This is a genomic window from Bordetella genomosp. 12 (assembly GCF_002261355.1).
GTDB lineage: Bacteria > Pseudomonadota > Gammaproteobacteria > Burkholderiales > Burkholderiaceae_B > Bordetella.
In genome coordinates this window covers 1,231,362-1,251,259 of record NZ_NEVU01000002.1, presented here as the reverse complement: position 1 = coordinate 1,251,259, position 19,898 = coordinate 1,231,362, and the positions used below count along the sequence as shown (strand labels likewise).

12 protein-coding genes are annotated in these 19,898 nt (G+C 63.5%); 8 read left to right on the top strand and 4 right to left on the bottom strand.

The features are described from left to right. Positions 1-80 precede the first annotated feature (80 nt). The 3 genes from CAL22_RS11240 (at position 81) to CAL22_RS11230 (ending at position 2,667) form a co-directional block, all read left to right on the top strand. Entirely contained in the window at positions 81-281 is a 201-nt protein-coding gene (locus tag CAL22_RS11240; RefSeq protein WP_094813132.1) for a heavy-metal-associated domain-containing protein, read from the top strand. 136 nt (positions 282-417) lie between these two features. Beyond that, positions 418-1,146: a glutathione peroxidase gene (locus CAL22_RS11235; protein ID WP_094813130.1), complete on the top strand. Its 729-nt coding sequence runs from the start codon at positions 418-420 to the stop codon at positions 1,144-1,146. A 108-nt stretch (positions 1,147-1,254) separates the two neighbouring features. Then, positions 1,255-2,667: a dihydrolipoyl dehydrogenase gene (locus CAL22_RS11230; protein WP_094813128.1), complete on the top strand. Its 1,413-nt coding sequence runs from the start codon at positions 1,255-1,257 to the stop codon at positions 2,665-2,667. Positions 2,668-2,677: 10 nt separating this feature from the next. On the opposite strand, the gene CAL22_RS11225 is transcribed toward CAL22_RS11230, so the two are convergent. Together CAL22_RS11225 and ugpQ are read right to left on the bottom strand one after the other, a co-directional pair. Beyond that, a complete protein-coding gene (locus CAL22_RS11225; protein ID WP_094813126.1) occupies positions 2,678-3,550 on the bottom strand; it encodes a 23S rRNA (adenine(2030)-N(6))-methyltransferase RlmJ in 873 nt (290 codons plus the stop codon). A 10-nt stretch (positions 3,551-3,560) separates the two neighbouring features. Continuing rightward, positions 3,561-4,310, bottom strand: a complete 750-nt coding sequence (ugpQ, locus tag CAL22_RS11220) for a glycerophosphodiester phosphodiesterase (protein WP_094813124.1) — start codon at positions 4,308-4,310, stop codon at positions 3,561-3,563. 273 nt (positions 4,311-4,583) lie between these two features. Here ugpQ and CAL22_RS11215 point away from each other — a divergent pair, with 273 nt between their 5' ends. Next, positions 4,584-6,539, top strand: a complete 1,956-nt coding sequence (locus tag CAL22_RS11215) for a SurA N-terminal domain-containing protein (protein ID WP_094813122.1) — start codon at positions 4,584-4,586, stop codon at positions 6,537-6,539. On the opposite strand, the gene CAL22_RS11210 is transcribed toward CAL22_RS11215, so the two are convergent. Further along, positions 6,521-7,180 (bottom strand): arylesterase, encoded by a 660-nt coding sequence (locus CAL22_RS11210; RefSeq protein WP_167383596.1) that lies wholly within the window; start codon positions 7,178-7,180, stop codon positions 6,521-6,523. The genes CAL22_RS11215 and CAL22_RS11210 overlap by 19 nt on opposite strands. On the opposite strand from CAL22_RS11210, the gene CAL22_RS11205 reads away from it, so the two are divergent. Continuing rightward, the gene (locus tag CAL22_RS11205; RefSeq protein ID WP_094813120.1) at positions 7,179-7,859 is read left to right on the top strand and encodes an ABC transporter ATP-binding protein; all 681 of its coding nucleotides are present in this window, start codon (positions 7,179-7,181) and stop codon (positions 7,857-7,859) included. The genes CAL22_RS11210 and CAL22_RS11205 overlap by 2 nt on opposite strands. 11 nt (positions 7,860-7,870) lie before the next feature. Here the strand turns inward: CAL22_RS11205 and CAL22_RS11200 are convergent, their stop codons facing one another. Next, positions 7,871-8,821, bottom strand: a complete 951-nt coding sequence (locus tag CAL22_RS11200) for a DMT family transporter (RefSeq protein WP_094813118.1) — start codon at positions 8,819-8,821, stop codon at positions 7,871-7,873. Positions 8,822-9,177: 356 nt separating this feature from the next. On the opposite strand from CAL22_RS11200, the gene CAL22_RS11195 reads away from it, so the two are divergent. From CAL22_RS11195 to CAL22_RS11185, 3 genes are all read left to right on the top strand, one after another. Next, a complete protein-coding gene (locus tag CAL22_RS11195) occupies positions 9,178-18,090 on the top strand; it encodes a hemagglutinin repeat-containing protein (protein WP_244193841.1) in 8,913 nt (2,970 codons plus the stop codon). A 345-nt stretch (positions 18,091-18,435) separates the two neighbouring features. After that, positions 18,436-18,990, top strand: coding sequence for a fimbrial protein (locus CAL22_RS11190; RefSeq protein ID WP_208621960.1), 555 nt, complete (start codon positions 18,436-18,438; stop codon positions 18,988-18,990). 140 nt (positions 18,991-19,130) lie between these two features. Further along, positions 19,131-19,892 carry a fimbrial biogenesis chaperone gene (locus CAL22_RS11185; protein WP_279628541.1) on the top strand — a complete coding sequence of 254 codons (762 nt, stop codon included), beginning with the start codon at positions 19,131-19,133 and terminating at the stop codon, positions 19,890-19,892. The last annotated feature ends 6 nt before the right edge of the window (positions 19,893-19,898 follow it).

The window sequence follows — 19,898 nt, the reverse complement described above, 5'->3', positions numbered from 1 at the left end:
TTTACGCTTGACCTTCCCATAGTGGGAAGCTTTATGCTGCGTCTCATGATGGCAATCCGCCATTTCCACAGGAGTCGAATATGAGTGTTGCTTTCATCGTCCCCGATATGACTTGCGGCCACTGCGTCAAGACCATCACCCAGGCCGTCCAGAGTGCCGTGCCTGGCGCCCAGGTGGAGATCGACCTGCCTGCGCACCGCGTCACGGTCAGCCCGGCAGACAGCGCGTCGGCAGCCGAAGCGGCAATCCGGCAAGCCGGCTATGATCCCAAGAAGCAATAATTGTTCTCTCCTGGGTGATTGGGAATTTCTATCGATCAATTTAAATAATTGAATTGGATTTATCGATAGTAAATATTTAAAGTGGAGCCTTCGGTGGTGCTCAGTCACCACCTACCCAACACCTCAGGAGAACTACATGCTGCAAAATCGTGAAGGCCAACGCGTCCCCAATGTGACTTTCCCGGTCCGTGCCGACAACACCTGGAAAAAGGTCACGACCGATGACCTCTTCAAGAATCGCACCGTCGTGGTGTTCTCCCTGCCGGGTGCGTTCACGCCCACGTGTTCGTCGACCCACTTGCCGCGTTACAACGAGCTGGCCCAGACCTTCCGTGACAACGGCGTCGACGAGATCGTCTGCGTGTCGGTCAACGATACGTTCGTGATGAACGAATGGGCCAAGGATCAGGAATCCGCCAACATCACCCTCTTGCCGGATGGCAATGGGCAATTCACCGAAGGCATGGGCATGCTGGTCGACAAGAGCGACCTGGGCTTTGGCAAGCGCAGCTGGCGCTATTCCATGCTGGTCGAAGACGGCGTGGTCAAGAAGATGTTCATCGAGCCGGAAAAAGACGGCGACCCGTTCGAGGTGTCGGATGCCGACACCATGCTGGCCTACCTGGCTCCCTCGGCCAAGAAGCCGGATCAGGTGGTAGTGTTCTCCAAGCCCGGTTGCCCCTTCTGCGTCGAAGCTAAAGCCTTGCTCGAGTCCAAGGGCTATGACCCGATCGAGATCCCGCTCGAGCACAAAGTGCGCGGCCGTGTGATCGGCGCCGTGTCGGGCCGCGGCACCGCCCCGCAGGTCTTTATCAATGGCAAGCTCATTGGTGGTCTGGACGATCTGAAGACCCACTTCCGCTGATCGTCGGCGGGGCTGCGGCCCCGTGTTTTACCCTCCCTTGCGACGTGCCCGCCGGCCGCCCTGCGCGGTGGCCGGCGGGCACGTGCGCTTGCAGATCAAAGGAAAGACATGAAAACCCTGCATACCGACATCGCGGTCGTCGGCGCCGGCACCGCCGGCCTGGCGGCCTATCGCGCGGCCCGCGCCGCCGGCAAACGCGCCGTCATCATCGAAGGCGGGCCTTATGGCACGACCTGCGCCCGCGTGGGTTGCATGCCCTCCAAGTTGCTGATTGCCGCGGCCGAAGCGGCGCACGCCGCCCGCCACACCGAGCCCTTCGGCGTGCACGTGGCCGGTACGGTCAGCGTGGACGGCACTGCCGTCATGGACCGGGTCAAACGCGAACGGGACCGTTTCGTGGGTTTTGTGCTGCAAGGCGTGGAAAACCTTCCCGCCGAGGACAAACTGCACGGCTATGCGCGCTTTGTGAGCAACACCGTGCTGCGCGTGGATGACCATACCGAGGTGCACGCCGGCAGTGTGGTCATCGCCACGGGCTCGCGACCGGCCATCCCGGGCCCCTTCCTGGACCTGGGTGACCGGCTGGTCGTCAACGACGACGTCTTTGCCTGGGATACGCTGCCCGCCAGCGTGGCGGTGTTCGGGCCCGGCGTGATCGGCTTGGAGCTGGGCCAGGCCCTGGCGCGTCTGGGCGTGAAAGTGCGCGTGTTCGGCGTGAGCGGCAGCCTGGGCGGGATCAGCGATCCCGCCGTGCGCCAGGCCGCGCGCCGCATCTTCCAGGACGAGTTCTACCTTGATCCCGACGCGCGCGTGCTGGAAACCAAGCGTGTTGGCGATGAGGTCGAGATCCGCTATATCGCGCTGGACAATACGGAGCGCCGCGAGCGCTTCGCGTATGCCCTGGTGGCCACGGGCCGCCGGCCCAACGTCGACAAACTGGGTCTGGAAAACACGACGCTCGAACTCGACGCGCGCGGCGTACCGGCATTCGATCGTCAGACCATGCGGGCGGGCGATTCGGCCATCTTCATCGCGGGCGACGCCAACGCCGATGCGCCGCTGTTGCACGAAGCCGCCGATGAGGGCCGGATCGCCGGCGAGAACGCGGCGCGCTACCCCGACCTGCAACCAGGCCTGCGCCGCGCCTCGCTGGGCGTGGTGTTCTCCGACCCGCAGATCGCCCTCGTGGGCACCCCCCACGCCCGTCTGCCGAGTGGGCAGTTCGTCACGGGTGAGGTGGACTTTGGCGATCAGGGTCGTTCGCGCGTCATGCTCAAAAACCGCGGCCTGCTGCATGTGTATGCCGAGATCGGGTCGGGGCGCTTCCTCGGCGCCGAAATGATCGGGCCCAGCGCCGAGCATATCGGCCATCTCCTGGCCTGGGCCGTGCAACAGCAACTGACGATCGACCAGATGCTGGAGATGCCTTTCTACCATCCCGTGGTGGAAGAGGGCCTGCGCACTGCCTTGCGCGATGCCCAGGCGCGGCGGGTTCAGGCCGGCGCGCGGCGCGCGGCCTGAACGGCCTGGCTCAGGCGAACTTGCCCGGATTTTCCACGTATTGCAGCGTGAATCCGGTGCGGTCGTCCTGGGCCAGTTCGCGCGCCAGGTAGGGCATGGCGTCCTTGAGGGCAGCCTCCAGGGTCCAGGGCGGGTTGACGATAAACATCCCGCTGCCGTGCAGCCCGAAGCCATCGCTGGCCGGGCGCTTGACGGTCAGGGTGGCGTGCAGCCAACTCTTGACGGGCAGGCGTTCGAGCAAGCGCGCCATCTCACCGGCCTCGCGGCGTTGCACCAGCGGATACCACACGGCGTAGGTACCGGTGGCAAAACGCTTGACCCCTTCCTTGACGGCCGTGAGCGTGCGGCGGTAATCCTGCTTGTCTTCGTAGGAGGGGTCGATGAGCACCATCCCTCGCCGGGTGGGCGGGGGCAACAGCGCCTTGACGCCCTCGAAACCATCGGTGGAATAGACCGTGGTCTGGCGCAACGACACGCGGTCTCGCTGCTCCAGGTTATTGACCAGAATGCCCGACTCTGTCGGGTGCATTTCGAACAGGCGCAGGCGGTCGCGGTCGCGCAAGGCGTCCATCGTCAGCCAGGGCGAGCCCGGGTAATGGCGCAGCGCGCCTGACGGGTTGTACGCCCGGACCTGCTCGACGTAGGCGGCCAGGATCTCGGGCAGGTCCTGGCGATCCCACAGGCGTCCGATACCGTCGGCGAACTCGGCGTTCTTGCTGGCCCAATCGCTGTCCAGGGCGTATAGGCCCGCCCCGGCATGGGTATCGACCACCCAGTAGGGAGCGTCTTTACGATTGAAGTAATCCAGCGTGTGAATGAGAACGGCGTGCTTGAGCACGTCGGCATGGTTGCCGGCATGAAAGGCGTGGCGATAGCTGAACACGACGACCCTTTTACGCCGCCGGCCGGATATCGGCCAGTTTGTCGGTAAAAATGGCGTCCATGCCCCAGGCCAGCAACTCGCACGCGCGGGCCGGGTCGTTCACCGTCCAGGCGGCAATCCGGTAGCCGGCCGCGTGCACCGCGTCGATCAGTGCCGCAGTGGCGTCTTTCTGGTTGATGTTCAGCGCCACGCAGCCATAGCGCGCCAGGCGCTCACGCCAATCGGCCGGCACCTTCTCGACCAGCAGCGCGCGCGGCAAATGCGGCGCGACCCGTTGAGCCTCGGCCAGGGCCGGTTCCTCGAACGACGACAACAGCGGCGGCACCGCGGCGCCGCGCCAGTACTCGTCGCAAAGACGGGCGACTTCGGCGCCGGTCTCGGCTTCGCGGCCGGGGCAGGGCTTGATCTCGACGTTGCAGGCGATGCCATTGGCGCGGGTGTAGCGCGCCACCGCCGCGAAGCTGGCCACTGGTTCGCCGGCAAACGCCGCCGAGTGCCAACTGCCGGCGTCCAGCAGGGAAAGCTCTGTGTAGGATTTGTCCTTGGCCGGCCCGTGGCCGTCCGTGGTGCGGTCGACGTCGTCGTCGTGCATCAGAATGGCGACATTGTCGCGGCTCAGTTTGACGTCGAACTCGAACATCGTAAACCCGTGGGCCGCGCCGACATGCATGGCGGCCAGGGTGTTTTCGGGGGCCAGATGACCGCCGCCGCGGTGGGCGATATAAGGAGAATAGGGCCAGGCCGGCAGGGGGGGCGTCATGTGCAAGACCTCAAGCAAGAAATACGCGTCGGAAACATCGGGTAAAACGCGGGGTTTCACGGCTTGCAAGCATACTCCCTAACGGGGGACGGGGCTTGGTGAAGGAGGGGGTGGGCAGGGGCTGCGGAGGTGGTAAACTCCGGCGGCTGGCCCGGCACGGTTTCGCTAATCACCGCTGCGGGGTCCGGGCGAGCGTCCGGGCGAATCGTTTTCGCCTTTTTTTATGCGTTTTGGCTTGGCACGGGGCCGCGCCAATCTGGCAACAGGAAATACATGTTTGAATTTATTCGCACCCATCGGCGTTGGATGCAGTTGATCCTGCTGCTTCTGATCGTGCCGTCTTTCGCATTGGTAGGCGTGCAGGGCTACACCAGTTTCGTCAACGGCGAACCTGAACTGGCTACCGTCGCGGGGCAGGGAATCAAACAGTCGGAGTTCGACGCCGCCCACCGCAATCAGCTGGAGCAGTTCCGCCAGCGCCTGGGTACGCAATTCGATCCGGCCGTGCTCGATACGCCCGCCATGCGCGAGCAACTGCTCAATCAGTTGATCGATCAGCGTCTGCTGGCCCAGGTCGCGCTCGATAACCGCTTCTCGGTGTCGGACGAAACGCTGCGCAATACCATCGCTGCCATTCCGCAAGTCCAGGACGACGGCCGCTTCTCGCCCGAACGTTATCGCCAGGTGCTTGCCGCCCAGGGCTTGTCGCCCACGTCCTTCGAAAACGGTCTGCGCCGCGACCTCGCCGTGGCCCGCGTGCTCGAGCCCGTCGGTCTGTCGGCGCACGTGCCCCAGATCGTGGTGCAGGATATCGAACAGGCGCTCACGCAAAAGCGCACCATTCAACTGCGCAGCTTTGCCGCGGCCGATTACCGCTCCAAAGTGACGGTCACGCCGCAGGACATCCAGGCCTGGTACGAGGCCAATAAAGAATCGCTGCGCGTGCCTGAGCAGGTGCAGGCGCAGTACCTGGTCCTGGACGAAGCCGCCGCCACGCAAGGCGTCGAAGTCAAGGATGAGGACATCGCCAGCTACTACGAGCAGAACAAAGGCCGCTTCGGCACGCCTGAGCAGCGCCGTGCCAGCCACATTCTGATCAATTCCGCCGCCAGCGATTCGGCTGACGCGCGCAAGGCCGCGCGGGCCAAGGCCGAAGACATCGCCCGTCAGGCTGCCGCCAACCCGGCCGGCTTTGCTGAACTGGCCAAGAAAGACTCCCAGGATGCAGGCTCGGCCGCGCAAGGTGGCGATCTGGGCTGGATCGCCGCGAATTCCGTGCCGCCCAGCTTGCAGCAAGCCATTGGCGGCATGGCCAAGGATGCCGTGTCCGGCGTGATCGAAAGCCCCTTTGGCTTTCACGTGCTGAAGGTCACGGATATCAAACCGGCGCAGGTCAAGCCCTTGGCAGAGGTCAAGACGCAGATTGCCGCTGAGATTCGCAAGCAAATGGCTTCTGCGCGCTTTGCCGAAATGGCCACCAAGCTGCAAGGTGCGGTATATGACCAGCGCGACAGCCTGCAACCGGCGGCCGACGCCCTGGGGCTGAAACTGCGCACGGCAACGGGTATTACGCGTGCGGGCCTGCTGCCCGCCGACCACGCGGGCGCCGGCTCGGCGGCGGCCAGCCCGGATTCTGCGCTGCTCGAAAACCCGCGCGTGCGTCAGGCGCTCTTTGCCGCCGATGTCCTGCGCGAAAAGCAGAACACCGGCGTTATCGAACTCGCGCCCGATACGCTGTTGGCATTGCGTGTCGCCGTGGTCGAGCCGTCGCAGATCCCGCCGCTGGATAAGGTCAAGGACAGCATCCGTGCCCGCCTGCTCGACGAGCATTCGGCCCAGGCCGCCCGCGAGGCGGGCGAGCAGGCCCTCAAGACGCTGCAGGCCCAAGACCAGACCGAAGGCTTTGCCGCTCCGGTGACGATCTCGCGCCAAGACCCGGGCAATCTGCCGCGCAATCTGGTCGATGCCGTCATGCGCATGGATGCCGCCAAGCTGCCGGGCTACGCCGGCGTGGCGTCGGGCAGCGATTATGTCGTGGCTCGCCTGGACAAGGTCGAGGCCGGCCAGCCCGATGAGCAGGCCGTCTCCATGCTCGCGCGCCAGTTGAACGGCGCCTGGGGCGAAGCCGAAGATCAGGCCGTGCTCAAGATGCTGCGCGAGGCGTACAAGGTGCAAATCCTGCCGTCGGCGGCCCCCATCATCAAGGGCGATCAGCCGGCCGAAGGCTGATCCGCGCGCAGCAGCGGCTCCAGGCCCGGCCAGACGTTATCCAATAGCGTCGGCTGGGCCTTTTCATTGGGGTGTATCCCATCGGCCTGAAACAGATCGCGGTTGGTCGCCATGCCGTCCATCAAAAAGGGCACCAGGGCGGTTTTTTCTTTCTGCGCCACGGTCTGGAACACGCGGGCAAAACGCTCGGTGTAGTCACGGCCGTAATTGGGCGGGATCTGCATGCCGACGATCAGCACCTTGGCGCCGGCCTCCTTGGCCGCTTGCGTCATCGCGGTCAGGTTGCTCTCGGTCATGGTCAGGGCCAGTCCGCGCAACGCGTCGTTCGAGCCCAGTTCCAGCACCACCACGGCCGGTGCATGGCGTTTGAGCAGGGCAGGCAGGCGCGCCTTGCCGCCGCTGGTGGTATCGCCACTGATGCTGGCGTTGACCACCGCGTAATTCGGGTATCGTTCAGACACGCGACGGGCCATGAGCGGCACCCACCCGGAGCCGCGCGTCAGGCCATATTCGGCGGCCAGGCTGTCGCCCACCACCAGCACGGTCTGGGAGGTGCCCGCGGGCGCGGCGGTCTGGGCCCCTGCCGCCGGCACGGCGGCCAGCACGAGCGAGACGGACAAAACACGGAATATTGAGCGCATGGATAACAGGAACGCGATAGAGGTGATTGGTCTGGGCAAACGCGTGGCCGACGCCACGGGCGAACTCACCATACTGGCTGATCTTGATTTTACGGTCCGCGCCGGCGAGGCCGTGGCGATTACGGGCAGCTCGGGATCGGGTAAGTCCACCTTGCTCGGACTCTTGGCAGGCCTGGATGTTCCCTCCGCGGGCCGCGTCCATCTTGCCGGGCAGGATCTCTTTGCACTCGATGAGGATGGCCGGGCCCGCTTGCGGGCGCAGCACCTGGGTTTTGTTTTTCAGTCATTTCAGTTGCTGCCCAATCTCACCGCGCTGGAGAACGTCATGTTGCCGCTGGAGCTGGCCGGCCAGGCCGGCGGGCCGACCCGCAAGGCTGCCGAATCCATGCTGCAACGCGTGGGCCTGGGCGCGCGCCTGCATCACTACCCGCGCACCCTGTCCGGCGGCGAGCAGCAGCGCGTCTCCCTGGCGCGGGCCTTCGTCGTGCGTCCGGCTTTACTGTTTGCCGACGAGCCGACTGGCAGCCTGGATGCGGCGACGGGTCAGACCGTCATCGACCTGATGTTCGACTTGCAACGCGAGCAGGGCGCCACGCTGCTGTTGGTGACCCACGATCCCGACCTGGCGGCGCGTTGCGATCGCCAGTTGGTGCTGGCTGCCGGGCGTTTGTCGGCCTGACGCTTGTCGGCCTACCGCCGGGCCCGGGCGGCCCGGCGCCATTCCAGCATGCCGATCACGATGCCGCTGCCACAAATGATGGCGATGCCCAGCCAGGTCAGCGGGTCCGGAAAATGTCCCCACAGCAGCCAGCCCATGGTGGTCGCGCTGACGATCTGCATATAGACAAAAGGCGCCAGCGTCGATGCCGAGGCGTTGCGATACGCCGCGATCTGCAGCAAATGCCCCAGTGCGCCCGAGAGCCCCGTCGAGATTAATATCAGCCAGTTCAACGGGCTCAGTTGCGCCAGCACCGGCAGGGCCGCCGGCAGGATGAAGGGCAGCGCCGCCGTCAGGCAGACCGTGCCGACCAGGCCGCTCCAGATGAGCGAGGTGTAGGCGTCATCACTGGCCACGCGGCGCGTGAGGATGAACTGCGCCGCAAAGCAGAACGCGGTGAGCAGCCCGAACATCACCCCGACGGGGTCCAGGCCGCCACCCGGCCGGATGACGATCAGCACGCCGACAAAAGCCACCCCGCAGGCCACCCAGCGCGACAGGCGGGGCGGCTCGCGCAGCACCCACGGCGCCACCGATAGCACGATCATGGGCGCCAGGAAGTTGATCGCGGTGGCCTCGGCCTGATGCAGATAGCGCAATGTCGTGAAAAACATCAGGGTGGCGCCAAACATGGCCGCGCCGCGCAGCACTTGGTCCCGGGGCCGTTTGGCGCGCAGGATGCGCCTGCCGCGGCGCGGCACCACCAACGCCGTCACCACGACCAAATGCACGACGTAACGCACCCAGCACAGCATCAGCAGCGGCACGCCGGCCACCATCACCCACTTGCCGCTGGCGTCCAGACAGGACAGCGTCCATAACGAGAGGATGAGCAATAACACCCCGACCAGCGGACGGCCGCTTGACGTCTGGGGGGTCGGCAGGCCGGTTGGCGAGCCCAGGCCGGCGCGGGCCTGTTGCATGAGATTCTCCTGAAACCACGGGTTTTCGGGCATGAAAACGCGATCATCATACGCCCTTCGGCGTGAGGATTTTCCGCGTCCGCCGGCTTGGCGTCGCGGTAGGTTAATTGGTCCTAGTCGATGTGTTCATAGGCCGGCCGTGAGCTAAGGATTGGTCCTATGTTGTAGCGAGGCGGTGCGACAGTCTTGCAACGAACAAGAAATCTCCTACACACAAGTAGGACTCTATGAGGTGTTGTGCCGCGTAGTCACTCTGCATCATCTGCTTAATCTTTTGTTCCTGGTCCGCAAGCGGCCCAGCGTCATCGGGCGCCGGTACGCGCATGGCGGACAGCAATCGCTGGCAGAGATACACCGTGAACGCCTCTCTCTATCGCTTGGTATTCAGCAAAGTCCTGGGCATGTATGTCCCGGTTTCCGAAATCAAGACCGCTGGCCGCCGCAAAGGCGTGCGTGCACGCACCGGCCCGGCCGACGCCTACCGGCTGAGTCTGCTGTCGTCGGCCTTGTTCCTGGCCTTTGGTTTGCCGGGGCAGGCCGCCGCTCAGGTCACGCCGGCGGCGGGCAGCACCACAACGTCACACAACGCGGCCAATGGCGTGCCGGTCATCAACATCGCCGCGCCCGATGCCCGCGGTCTGTCGCACAACAAATTCCAGCAGTTCAACACCGTGGCGCCGGGCGCGGTGTTCAACAACAGCAAACAGGATGGCCGCTCTCAGATCGCCGGCCAGGTCACGCGCAACCCCAATCTGACCGGCCAACTCGCCTCGACCATCCTGTCGGAGGTCACGGGCGCCGGGCGCAGCAGCCTCAATGGCACGCTGGAGGTCTATGGCGGCAAGGCCAATCTCATCATCGCCAACCCCAATGGCCTCAGCGTCAATGGACTGGCCACGATCAATACCAACAGCCTCACCTTATCGACCGGCGTGCCCACCGTGCGCGACGGTGTGGTGTCTCTGGGCGTCACCCAGGGCAATCTCACCGTCGGCGCAAGCGGGGTCAACACCGACGGCCTGCAAACCTTCGATCTGATCGCCAAGCTCATACGCATCGACGGCCCCATCGGCGGCACCGGCACGGCGCAACCCGACATCAAGGCCATTGCTGGCACCAGCACCTTCAACACCGCCACGCGCACCACGGGCCCCGTGCGCCGCACACGTGCCGCCCAGGCAGGCGCAGGCTACGCCATCGATGGCAGCGCGGCCGGCGCCATGCACGGCAAAGCCATCACGCTGATCTCCACCGATGCCGGGCTGGGGGTGCGCCAACCCGGCACCCTGGTCTCGCCGGGCGACATCAGCATCGACGCGCGTGGCAATATCGAAGTCGGCAGCGCCAAAGCTCAGGATCTCACGCTGCGCGCCGGTTCGGACGTCAAGGCCGGCACCGTCGACACCGCCGGCAAGCTCACGGCCTCGGCTGGCCGCAACCTGTCCGTCGATGCCCTGGTTGCCGGCAAAGGCGCCAGCATCACCGCTGATTCCGGCGACATAAACCTGGGCCCGGACAGCAAGGGCGATGCCGGGGCCTCCACGCTCACCGGCAATGTCGAACTCACGGCGCGCAACGGCAGCATCATTCTCTCGCGTGACATCAAGGCCGACAGCTTCAAGGTCAGGGCCAAAAGCTGGGTCTTCCGCAATGCCGTGGTCGAAGCCAGCGGCAAAAGCGGCGGCTCCAACAGCGTAGATGTCGACGTTACCGACCGCATCGTGCTCGTTGGCGCTTTGCATGGCGTGGATAAAGATGGCAATCCGCTGTCTGACTCACTGGTCAAAGTCATCAAGGGCAGGCCTATCGTTCAAAAGGCCAGTACCGGCGAGGAGCTCAAGAGCGCATCGATAGGTTCGAGCGTAGGAGTCCGCGCGCTCAAGGGCAACATCCTAATCAAAGGCGGTTCGCTGGAGAACCAAAGCAGCGTGATCGCCGCTCTTGATGGCAAGACCACGCTCTCCTTGACGGGCGACATCGACAATCAAGGCATCATCAGGGGAAAACAGGGGCTCCAGGTCTCGGGTAAGAACATTAAGAACACCCTTCTGCTGGGTTCCGAAAATCAAGTGGCGCTTACCGCCAGTGGCAAGCTCGAGAATTCCGCTGAAATATCTGCGTTGACCGACGCGACCAAGGTGACCCCCGGTCCCCGTACCACGCAGGCAATTACCTTGAGCGTGGGAGATCGACTCGTCAACCGCGGCTTCGTTGGCGTGACTGGAACTCTCACTGTAGAGGGGCTGCCCGCTCAGGGTAAAGTCAAGACCCGGCCCGCGTGGATCAACGAGTCAACGGGGCAAGTTGAGGGCGTACACCTGCTATTTAATGGTGAAAGCCTTAACAACGATGGAAATATCAACCTGCGTGACGGCACTGCCACCATCGATGTTTCAGGGCTGTTCCGTTCGACAGGAAACCTTATCCTTTCCAGTGGGGGTGGCAACAAGAGCAGTGGCTTGGATGTGCGGGCAGGCGAAGCTGAGGTGAACGGACAAGTCCGCATATCGGCGGGCGCGAAACTCGTCGTTGCAGGGCGCACCCAGGTTGGCAGTAAGGCTGAGATCCAGGCGAAGGACCTGAGTGTCCGTACTCAGTCGCTGGCTAATAAAGGAACTATCAAAGTCAGCGGGCAGTTAGAAGTTCAGGCCAATCAAGAAATCGTCAATAAAGGTAAGTTCAAGGCTGGAGAAATCTCCCTAACGGCGCAGCGAGAGATACGCAACGAGGGGGCATCCGCCTTGGTCCAGGCCGCGAAGTCCTTGTCTGTCACCGCAGATGGCGACCTAACCAATGACGGCTCGCTGCGTGGGAAAACGGTAACCGTGCAGGCGGACAATATCGCCAATCAAACGGGCGCCACGATTGGAGCGACCCAGTCGGGTAACATCAAGGCCAAGGGCCGCCTGAGCAACCAAGGCAAGATCAATACTCGGCAGACGGATATTCAGGCGCACGAGATCCGCAATATGGCAGGCGGCAGCGTGTCGGCCACTTCGGCCAGGATCGTCGTCAGTCAGGGTCTGAACAATGCGGGTGACATCAAAGTCAGTGGCGTGTTGGATGCGAGCGCCGCAACCTTGAGCAATCTTGGCGGAGCGCAATTGATGGCGGGCACTGCCACGCTCCACGTCCAAGACGAGGTAGCCAATGCTGGCGAGATCAAAACCAAGCAACTCACCCTGACAGCAAAGGCCCTCGCCAATCAGGGCGGTGGGCTCATCCAGGCTGAGCAGGCCCAACTCACCGTGCAGCAGGATGTGGATAACAGCGGCGAGGTCAAGGCCCAGCACCTGACGCTGGCCGGGCGCACTTTGCATAACCGCAGCGGCGCCAGCATTCAGGCCGACAGCGCCACCTTCACGCTTGCGCGCATCGACAATGACGGCACTGTCCAGGCCAGCCGAGATCTCTCGATCACCACCTCGGATTACGCCAACACGGGGCGATTGATGGCAGGCCACGATCTCAGCCTCATCAACAACCACGCTGCAGGCATGATCATCGACAGCAAACGGCTGACTCCCATCGCCAATGGCACGTTAACGCTGCAAGCCAAGTCTTTTACCGTGCGTAGTGGGGTGGAAAACCCGGGCGCGGTAGTCATCAAGGCGACGGCTGGCGGCCTCAACAACGACAGCCAGATCGCGACGCCAAAGACCGTGTCCATCACCGCCAGCGGCGATATCACCAACAAGGCTGGGGCCCTGATCTGGGCAGGCAGCCACGTCAACATCTCCGGGCAGACCCTCGAGAATCTGCGCGATGCCTGGCTCATGTCGCAGAATGGCAATGTCACACTAAGCGCTTCGAAGAAGCTGCGCAACCAGGTGGGCCGTATCGAAGCAGGGAAAAAAATTAGCATCGATACACCCAATCTCGAGAACATTTCAGAAATGCAAGGCGATGTTCGGGTGTCGGGGAGCGAGCAAGAAAGGGTGAGTTTCTCTAACTCGCTGGGCTTCTGGAGCACCGGGCGCTGGGTAAGGACGAGAATCAACAATTTCTCAGTGGGTAAGCCCATCAGCACGTTGCGAGTCAAGCAAGGCGTGATCCGCGCGGGCGGCGATATCGATCTCAATCAACAGGCGCAGAAAGGCGGCAAGGCCCGTGTCTACAACGAGGGAGCCATCGTGGCAGGTGCCCGGTTGCGCGTCGATGGCAACGTCGAGAACCGTTCCAAGGCGAAGTCCTTGAATGTCATGGATTACCTGCGCCAGAACATGAGTGGCTATAGCAGCCGGGTCGAGGAGGTGGCACTGCCAACGGGCGGGCATGATGGTAATTTCAAATCCCTCTACGACTTTCTGGAGTTCATGCTGCACGACAGCGCATATCGTGTCAGCTTGGGCGGTCTCTATACCTATTCGCCTAGCTATAACCTTTTCCCGGTGTTCGCTGGCGGAAATATGAGCCATGCGCCAGAGTTGCAGAAAGTCTTGGCTGCCACCTTGGGTGCGGACTGGCGAGGCTTGAGCGCGAGAGAGTTGGAAAATCGCTGGAAAGAGTTCAAAAACGGTCAACGTGCCTGGACGCTGGACTACTATCCCTTGGCCCAGACCGTGTTGGCAGGTAAGGCGGGAGTGACCCACACCGGGGGCTATATGGTCGTCGGGGGCAACACCAGCCAGGATGCGGCGGCAGCCAGCTTGGGCGCCAACCGGCGCCAGCAGGCCAGCATTGGTCAGGCCAAGGTGCCGACCTTGGCCGGTACGCTGGATGCGACCTTCGAGCTGGATGCACCGCCTGCCGACGACCTCAAACTGGATTTCCCCGACCCGGTGCTCGACGATCTGCTGGGCAACCGCTTTGTGTTCCGCCCGGTGCCGCCCGCGGTCAGTACCGGTGCGATCCAGGCACCGGCCGCCAGCGCCTTGCCGCGGCCTTATTTTGAAACCCGGCTCAAGTACATCGATCAGGCCCAGTTCTATGGCTCGGGCTACTTTTTCAAGAAGCTGGGCTATCAGCCGCAGCAGGGCGCACGCGTGAGCGGTGACAACTACTTCGACACGCAGTGGATCCTGCGTGAGCGCGCCCGCCTCTTGGGCGGCGCCGAGGGCCGGATGGGCAGCGGTGACGCCCAGACGGTCAAGCAGTTGATGGACAACGGCGCCGAGATGGCCGGCCGGTTGGGATTGCAACTAGGGCAGCCCTTGAGCGATCAGCAGATCGCCAAGCTGGACAAGGACACGGTCTGGTATGTCTGGACGCGCATCAACGGCACCCAGGTGCTTATGCCGCGCGTCTACTTGGCCCGTGCCTCCAAAGAGGCGGCCGATACCCTGCGCAAAAAGGGCGGCGCCGTCGTGGCCTCGGCCGGAACCGTCAGTGTCGAAACCGGGGGGGCGGACGTCACGGTGGCCAATGGCGCGCTCGTGGGTGGCAAGGTGGATATCGACACCCGGAGTGAGGCGGCCAAGCAGGAAATGGCCAAGCGCGATGCCCTGTTGCACAAGCTGGGCCAGGAGCTGGCCTCGCCCCTCAATGGCGCCATCGACACCTTGGCCCAGGCCCAGCAAAGCCAGTTGCAGCAGGCCGCGGGCAAGGTCTTGGCCGTGGTCGGCGCGCAGTTGCACAAGACGGTGGACGGCCAGGTGTCGCTGGACTTCTCGACCTTGAGTGCCGAGCAGCTCGAAAAGTTGCAGGCGAGCGCACGGGATTTCTATTGGGACAGCCAGCTGAATGCCACGGATTTGCTCGACCTCGGTCGCGGCGCCGTCGGCCTGAACGCCGACGGTACCAGCGTGGCGCCGGGCAGCTTGCAAGCGGAGAAGGCACGCCGCCTTTTGGCCGAGCGCTCGGATGCATGGCGCAAGGAACACGATGCCGGCGAACCCCTGACCCGCAAGCAGCTGCTGGGGGTGCTGCAGCAAGCCGCTGCGGCGGCGGGAGGCAAGCTGACGATCGGCAAACCGACCGCCGCAGCGGTGAGTAAAGCCGCTCAACGATTGGCCGAAAGCGAAATGCGTGCCAAAGGCAGTTATGCCATCAAAGCGAAGATCGGCGACGCCAACTTCGCGAGTACGGGCGGGGTGCTGGGCGGCGTAGCCAGCGAGGGCGCTGTCTCTATCAAGGCAGGTGATGGCCTGATCGCCGGTGCGCAAGTCCAGGGCAAAACCGTGGCCTTGCAGGCCGAAGGCCGCCTGCGGACGATCGTAGGGATGCGCTATGACGACAAAGGACGCCTGGTCGTGCGCGATGAGCAGCCTCAGATTCAGGGCCATGATTCGGTCAAGATCGCGGCAACAGATTACGAGAGCGAGGGCGGCATCGTGGCGTCGCAGGGCGAAGTCGCGCTCAAAACCCACAATATCAAACTTGGTGCGGTCAAGGAGGTGGGTTCGCACTACAAGTTCGAAGTGAACCACGCCTTGGGCGAGGCGCTGGCCGCGCTGTCGCAGACCATCAGCGTCGAGCAATCCGCCAGTGCGACCGACGTGGGCAGCACGTTCAGCGCAGGCAAGCTCGTTATCGACAATAGTGGCGATGTCTCGGTAAAGGGCGGTGTGATCTCGGCCGCCAAGAGCGATATCGATATCGGGGGCAATCTCGACCTTCAAGCCGGCGAAAACCACTATTTCGGCTATAGCCGCGAAGACCGGCGCGAGCTGGCGCTGGGCGCGGCTGTCGGGGCGGGGGGTTACGAGGCGGCTGCCTCGGGGGGGAGCGAAAGTGGCGGGCAGGCTCACGCCGGGCGCGGCAAGACGGCCGGCGCACGCCTGACGGCAGGCTTCTCCGCCTCTTCCGAAGAAAGCACCATGCAGGCTAAAACGCACGGCAATGTTCAATTCAACGTGGGTGAGGGCACCGTCAGGGTGGGCGGCACTGCCGACCTGGGTGGCGCCGACATCAATCGTGATCGGGCCGAGGCACAGGCGGGTGCAGGTTCGCTGTCTATCGAGGCCGGCAATATCGCTAGCACCAAGGCGGTGGACGAAATCCACACCCATACGTCTTACACCCGTTACACCCTGGGCGCCGAGGCGAATGCGGGCTCTTCCGTGGCGACGACCGCAACGCGTTTCGGGGACATGATTGCGCAAACGGTGGATGACCCCAAGCGCAAGATCGATCCGGCGTTGGCGGCGGCCATGGCCGCCACCGAAGCCACGCAGTTGGTGCTTGGGGACACGGCGGCGATCACGGGGACGGCCAAAGCCGGAGTGGAGTGGGGCCACAGCGACAGCGTCGACACCAAGGAAAACACCCAGACCTTTGGCGGCAATATCCAGCTGCACGCCAATCGGGGCAATATCGCACTCGCAGGCACGCAGTTCAAGGGCGGAGATGCCGTGACGCTTCAGGCCAAGGGCGACGTCGCGCTCAGGGCGGCCGAGTCCAAGACGGTCAGCCACGGCGAAGATCATGGCCTGACGTTGTCGGCCTCCATCAACGGTGGGGTCAACGCAGCGATGGGCGCCGCCGGGGCTGGCGTGTCGGCGACGCTGTCGGGTTCGCACACCGTCACCACCGAAAACAGCACGCGCTATCAGAACGCCAAGGTCGAGGCGGGCGAGGTCAACATTCGCGCCGGAGGGGATCTTGCGCTGACGGGCGCCCAGGTGGCTGCCACGGACAAGGCCAAGGTGGATGTCTCTGGCAACACGCGTATCGCGAGCCTGCAAGACGACATCAATCGCAAGCAGGAGGGCGGCACCTGGACGGCGGGCGCGGTCGCGAGTGTCAACACCAAAACCATAGGTGCGGCGTCGGCCACCGTGGGCTTTACGGCAGAGTCTCATCACGACAATGCCAAGGTCGTTAAGGAGCAGGCAGGCATCCGTGCTGGCTCGAGCCTGGCGTTGGATACCGGCGGCAGCCTGGATCTGACCGGAGCGCACATCGTGGGCAGCTCGGGGGCCGTGGACGCCGGCGGCAAGATCACCACCGCCGAGTTGCACGACAAAATCGATAAGGACGGCGGCAAGGGCGGGGGATCAGGGGCAATCAACCCCACGACGGGCCTGCCCATGGTGACGATCGAGTATGGACGCGACGCGCGTGATCATGTGGAGGCGACCAACAAGGCCACCATCGCTGTCGGTGACCCCGCCAAGGTGACGGCGGGCGAGGGCATGGCCGGTCCTCTCAACACCGACGCTGAACGTCAGCGCGTGGTAACGCGCGAGGAGTACTACGCCGGGGGCGAGTCGGCCTTGTCACTGGCGCTCAAACCCACGGTGGAAAAACTCCGGGCTCGCCTGCGCAAGAACGTGGTTGCGCCCGAGTCGCCCGTGGTCAAGACCAAAGTCATCAAGACCGAGACGGCCACCATTACGCCGCCGGCCAAGATTCATCATGCCGAACTGGTGGATCCGGGCCATCCGGCGCCCGTGATCAAGACCAAAGTGATCAAAACCGAGACGGCAACCGCCACGCCTGCGCCCAAGGTCCATCGTGCCGAGCTGGTGGATCCTGGCCATCCCGCGCCGGTGATCAAGACCAAGGTGATCAAGACGGAAACGGCGACCGTCACGCCTGCGCCCAAGGTCCATCGTGCCGGGCTGGTGGATCCGGGCCATCCGGCGCCGGTGATCAAGACCAAGGTGATCAAGACGGAAACGGCGACCGTCACGCCTGCGCCCAAGGTCCATCGTGCTGAGCTGGTGGATCCTGGCCACCCGGCGCCTGTAGTCAAGACCAAAGTGATCAAAACCGAGACGGCGACCGTCACGCCGGCGCCCAAAGTGCATCGTGCTGAGCTGGTGGACCCGGGTCATCCCGCGCCGGTCGTCAAGACCAAGGTAATCCAGACTGAAAAGGCGACCATCACCACCACGCCCAAGGTCCAGCATGCGAAAGTGGTGACTCCGGTGCAGGAGGCGCCCGTGGTGCAAACCAAGGTCGCCAAAGCGGAGGCCCCCACGGTGTCGGCGACGCCGCCCAAACGGGTCGTCCCGCCCGAGCCAGATCAGGTTGATGCCGGCGCCAAACCCAAAGCCGCGGCGCCTGCTCAGCCCAAGGTCAAGCTTCAGCCTCAGGGTGGGCGTTACGCCGTGCAAGAGCAAGTCAAGGTGGCACAAAAGCAAGTGTCTGAGATCAATCTGATGAAGGATATGGGAGGCAAGCTGGCCAAACCCGTCACGCTGACGTTTACCGGTCCCAACGGGCCCGAAACCATCACCATCACGCGGCGCGAGCAACTCATGAAGCTCGACGGCAAGGTCTTAACGAGCAAGCCCGCCCAGGGGGCGGAGCAAAAGTTCCTCCTCAAGGTGGAGGACGTCGGCGGTAAAAACTACCGCATCTCCTACAAGACAGCGAAGTAGGCAGGGGCTTTGCCTGGTTGGCGGAAAAGGGATCATCCCTTTTCCGCTTTTTTTTGCCTTCCTCGGCCGCTGTCTCCCGGTGTCCCTGGCACTCCACGCCTCAATGAGAAAAATCCTACAGCCCCAAAGGTGTTGGCTGATAGTGGGATGCGCTAGGTCTCAATAGGATTCTTCTTCTCTCACTTTCATTCAAATCAAGCCCAAAAAGCAGAAATCGCTGTCGTATTACTTGCTGATTGCTTGCGGATGATTTGGCTTGGCAGGTGGGAAAACCCCTCAACTCCTATACGAAGACCTTCCATGCATTGCTTACCTCGACGCTTGTGTATGTGCTTGCTCATGGCAATGAGCGCGACCGCTGTCGCTTCGGACGGCACCATCACCATCCGTGGCGAGATCATCGACACCACCTGCAAGATAGAAGGCGCGGCGCCGCCGGCGGATATCACCGTCCGTTTGCCCAAGATTTCCACGTCTGCGATCAAGCGTGTCAACGATACGGCGGGCGCCACGGTGTTCACCATCCATCTGAGCGAATGTCCCGCGGCCATCGATGGGCAAAACGTGCATATTTACTTCGAGCCCGGGCACACCACCGACTATGACTCGCACACACTGATTCCCTACCAAGTGTCCGCCGCAGATACCGCGATCCCGGCGGCCGGCGCGGCCGCCACGCGCTTTGATCACCTGCGTATCGAGCTCGCCGGGCTGGACGGGGTGCAGATACCCATGGGTAGCGCGCCCGAGGCGCAAAAGGCCATTGCAGGCAATACCTTCCGAGTGACGGATAACAACGCCAATGCGCGTTTCATTGCTCGCTACAAGCGAATATCTGACGGCGCGATCGCGGCCAGCCATGTCGGCACGTCGGTGCAGTTTTCGGTGATGTATCCCTGATCTGTAGTGGCTGGCCCGCGGCGGGCTGCCGCGGCCGGCATCTCTTCCTGCAAGTGCCGCTGATCCGCCACCGCGCGGCGCTGAGGCACGGTTATGGGGTTCTGATTATGCGTATAAGCACACGACGCCTGAGGCGCGTCATGGATGAAGTATTGCCGGCCGCGGGCATTCCCTCGGCATGGCGCCGGCTTTGGCGAGCGGGCGCGGTCGTTTTGTGTATGGGCACGGCTTGCGCCGCGCACGCCAGCCTGGTGATCGAAGGCACCCGGGTGGTCTATAAAGCGGGCGCGGCCGAAGTCGTCGTCAAGATGAGCAACGAAGGGGCGGTGGCGTCGTTGATGCAGGCCTGGATAGACGACGGCCGCCCGGATGCCACGCCGGATCAGATGAGCGTCCCGTTTTTTCTGACGCCACCGTTGGCACGGGTGGAGCCCGGCAAGGGGCAGGCATTGCGCATCTTTCATACCGACGGCGGCCAGGCGCTGCCGCAGGACCGTGAATCGCTGTTTTGGCTCAATGTGCTGGATGTGCCGCCCAAGGCCGGCACGGGCGAGGATACCGGCGCCATCCTGCAGATCAGCGTGCGCACCCGCTTGAAGATGTTCTTCCGGCCCAAGGGCTTGAAGGGCTCGGCGGACAACGCCGCGGCGGACCTCACGTTCAGGGTAGTGCCCGGCGGCAAATTGGAGGTCGCCAATCCCACGCCGTACTACGTCAATCTGCGCGAGGCCTCCTATGGCCCGCAGGATCACCCCGCCCACCGTTATCCGTCGATGATGGTCGCCCCGTTTTCCAGCCTCACGCTGGAGCTGGGCGCGGCTAGGCCGGCATCCATCCGGTATGCATCCATCAGCGATCTGGGTGCCATCTTCTTCTTCGAAAAGGAGGTGGGCAGGCAGTAGCAGGCC

Coding starts and splice junctions, on each gene's coding strand:
- CAL22_RS11205 (WP_094813120.1), top strand. CDS start 7,179: ATGGATAACAGGAACGCGATAGAGGTGATTGGTCTGGGCAAACGCGTG.
- ugpQ (WP_094813124.1), bottom strand. CDS start 4,310: ATGACGCCCCCCCTGCCGGCCTGGCCCTATTCTCCTTATATCGCCCAC.
- CAL22_RS11185 (WP_279628541.1), top strand. CDS start 19,131: ATGGATGAAGTATTGCCGGCCGCGGGCATTCCCTCGGCATGGCGCCGG.
- CAL22_RS11235 (WP_094813130.1), top strand. CDS start 418: ATGCTGCAAAATCGTGAAGGCCAACGCGTCCCCAATGTGACTTTCCCG.
- CAL22_RS11200 (WP_094813118.1), bottom strand. CDS start 8,821: ATGCAACAGGCCCGCGCCGGCCTGGGCTCGCCAACCGGCCTGCCGACC.
- CAL22_RS11190 (WP_208621960.1), top strand. CDS start 18,436: ATGAGCGCGACCGCTGTCGCTTCGGACGGCACCATCACCATCCGTGGC.
- CAL22_RS11215 (WP_094813122.1), top strand. CDS start 4,584: ATGTTTGAATTTATTCGCACCCATCGGCGTTGGATGCAGTTGATCCTG.
- CAL22_RS11210 (WP_167383596.1), bottom strand. CDS start 7,180: ATGCGCTCAATATTCCGTGTTTTGTCCGTCTCGCTCGTGCTGGCCGCC.
- CAL22_RS11240 (WP_094813132.1), top strand. CDS start 81: ATGAGTGTTGCTTTCATCGTCCCCGATATGACTTGCGGCCACTGCGTC.
- CAL22_RS11230 (WP_094813128.1), top strand. CDS start 1,255: ATGAAAACCCTGCATACCGACATCGCGGTCGTCGGCGCCGGCACCGCC.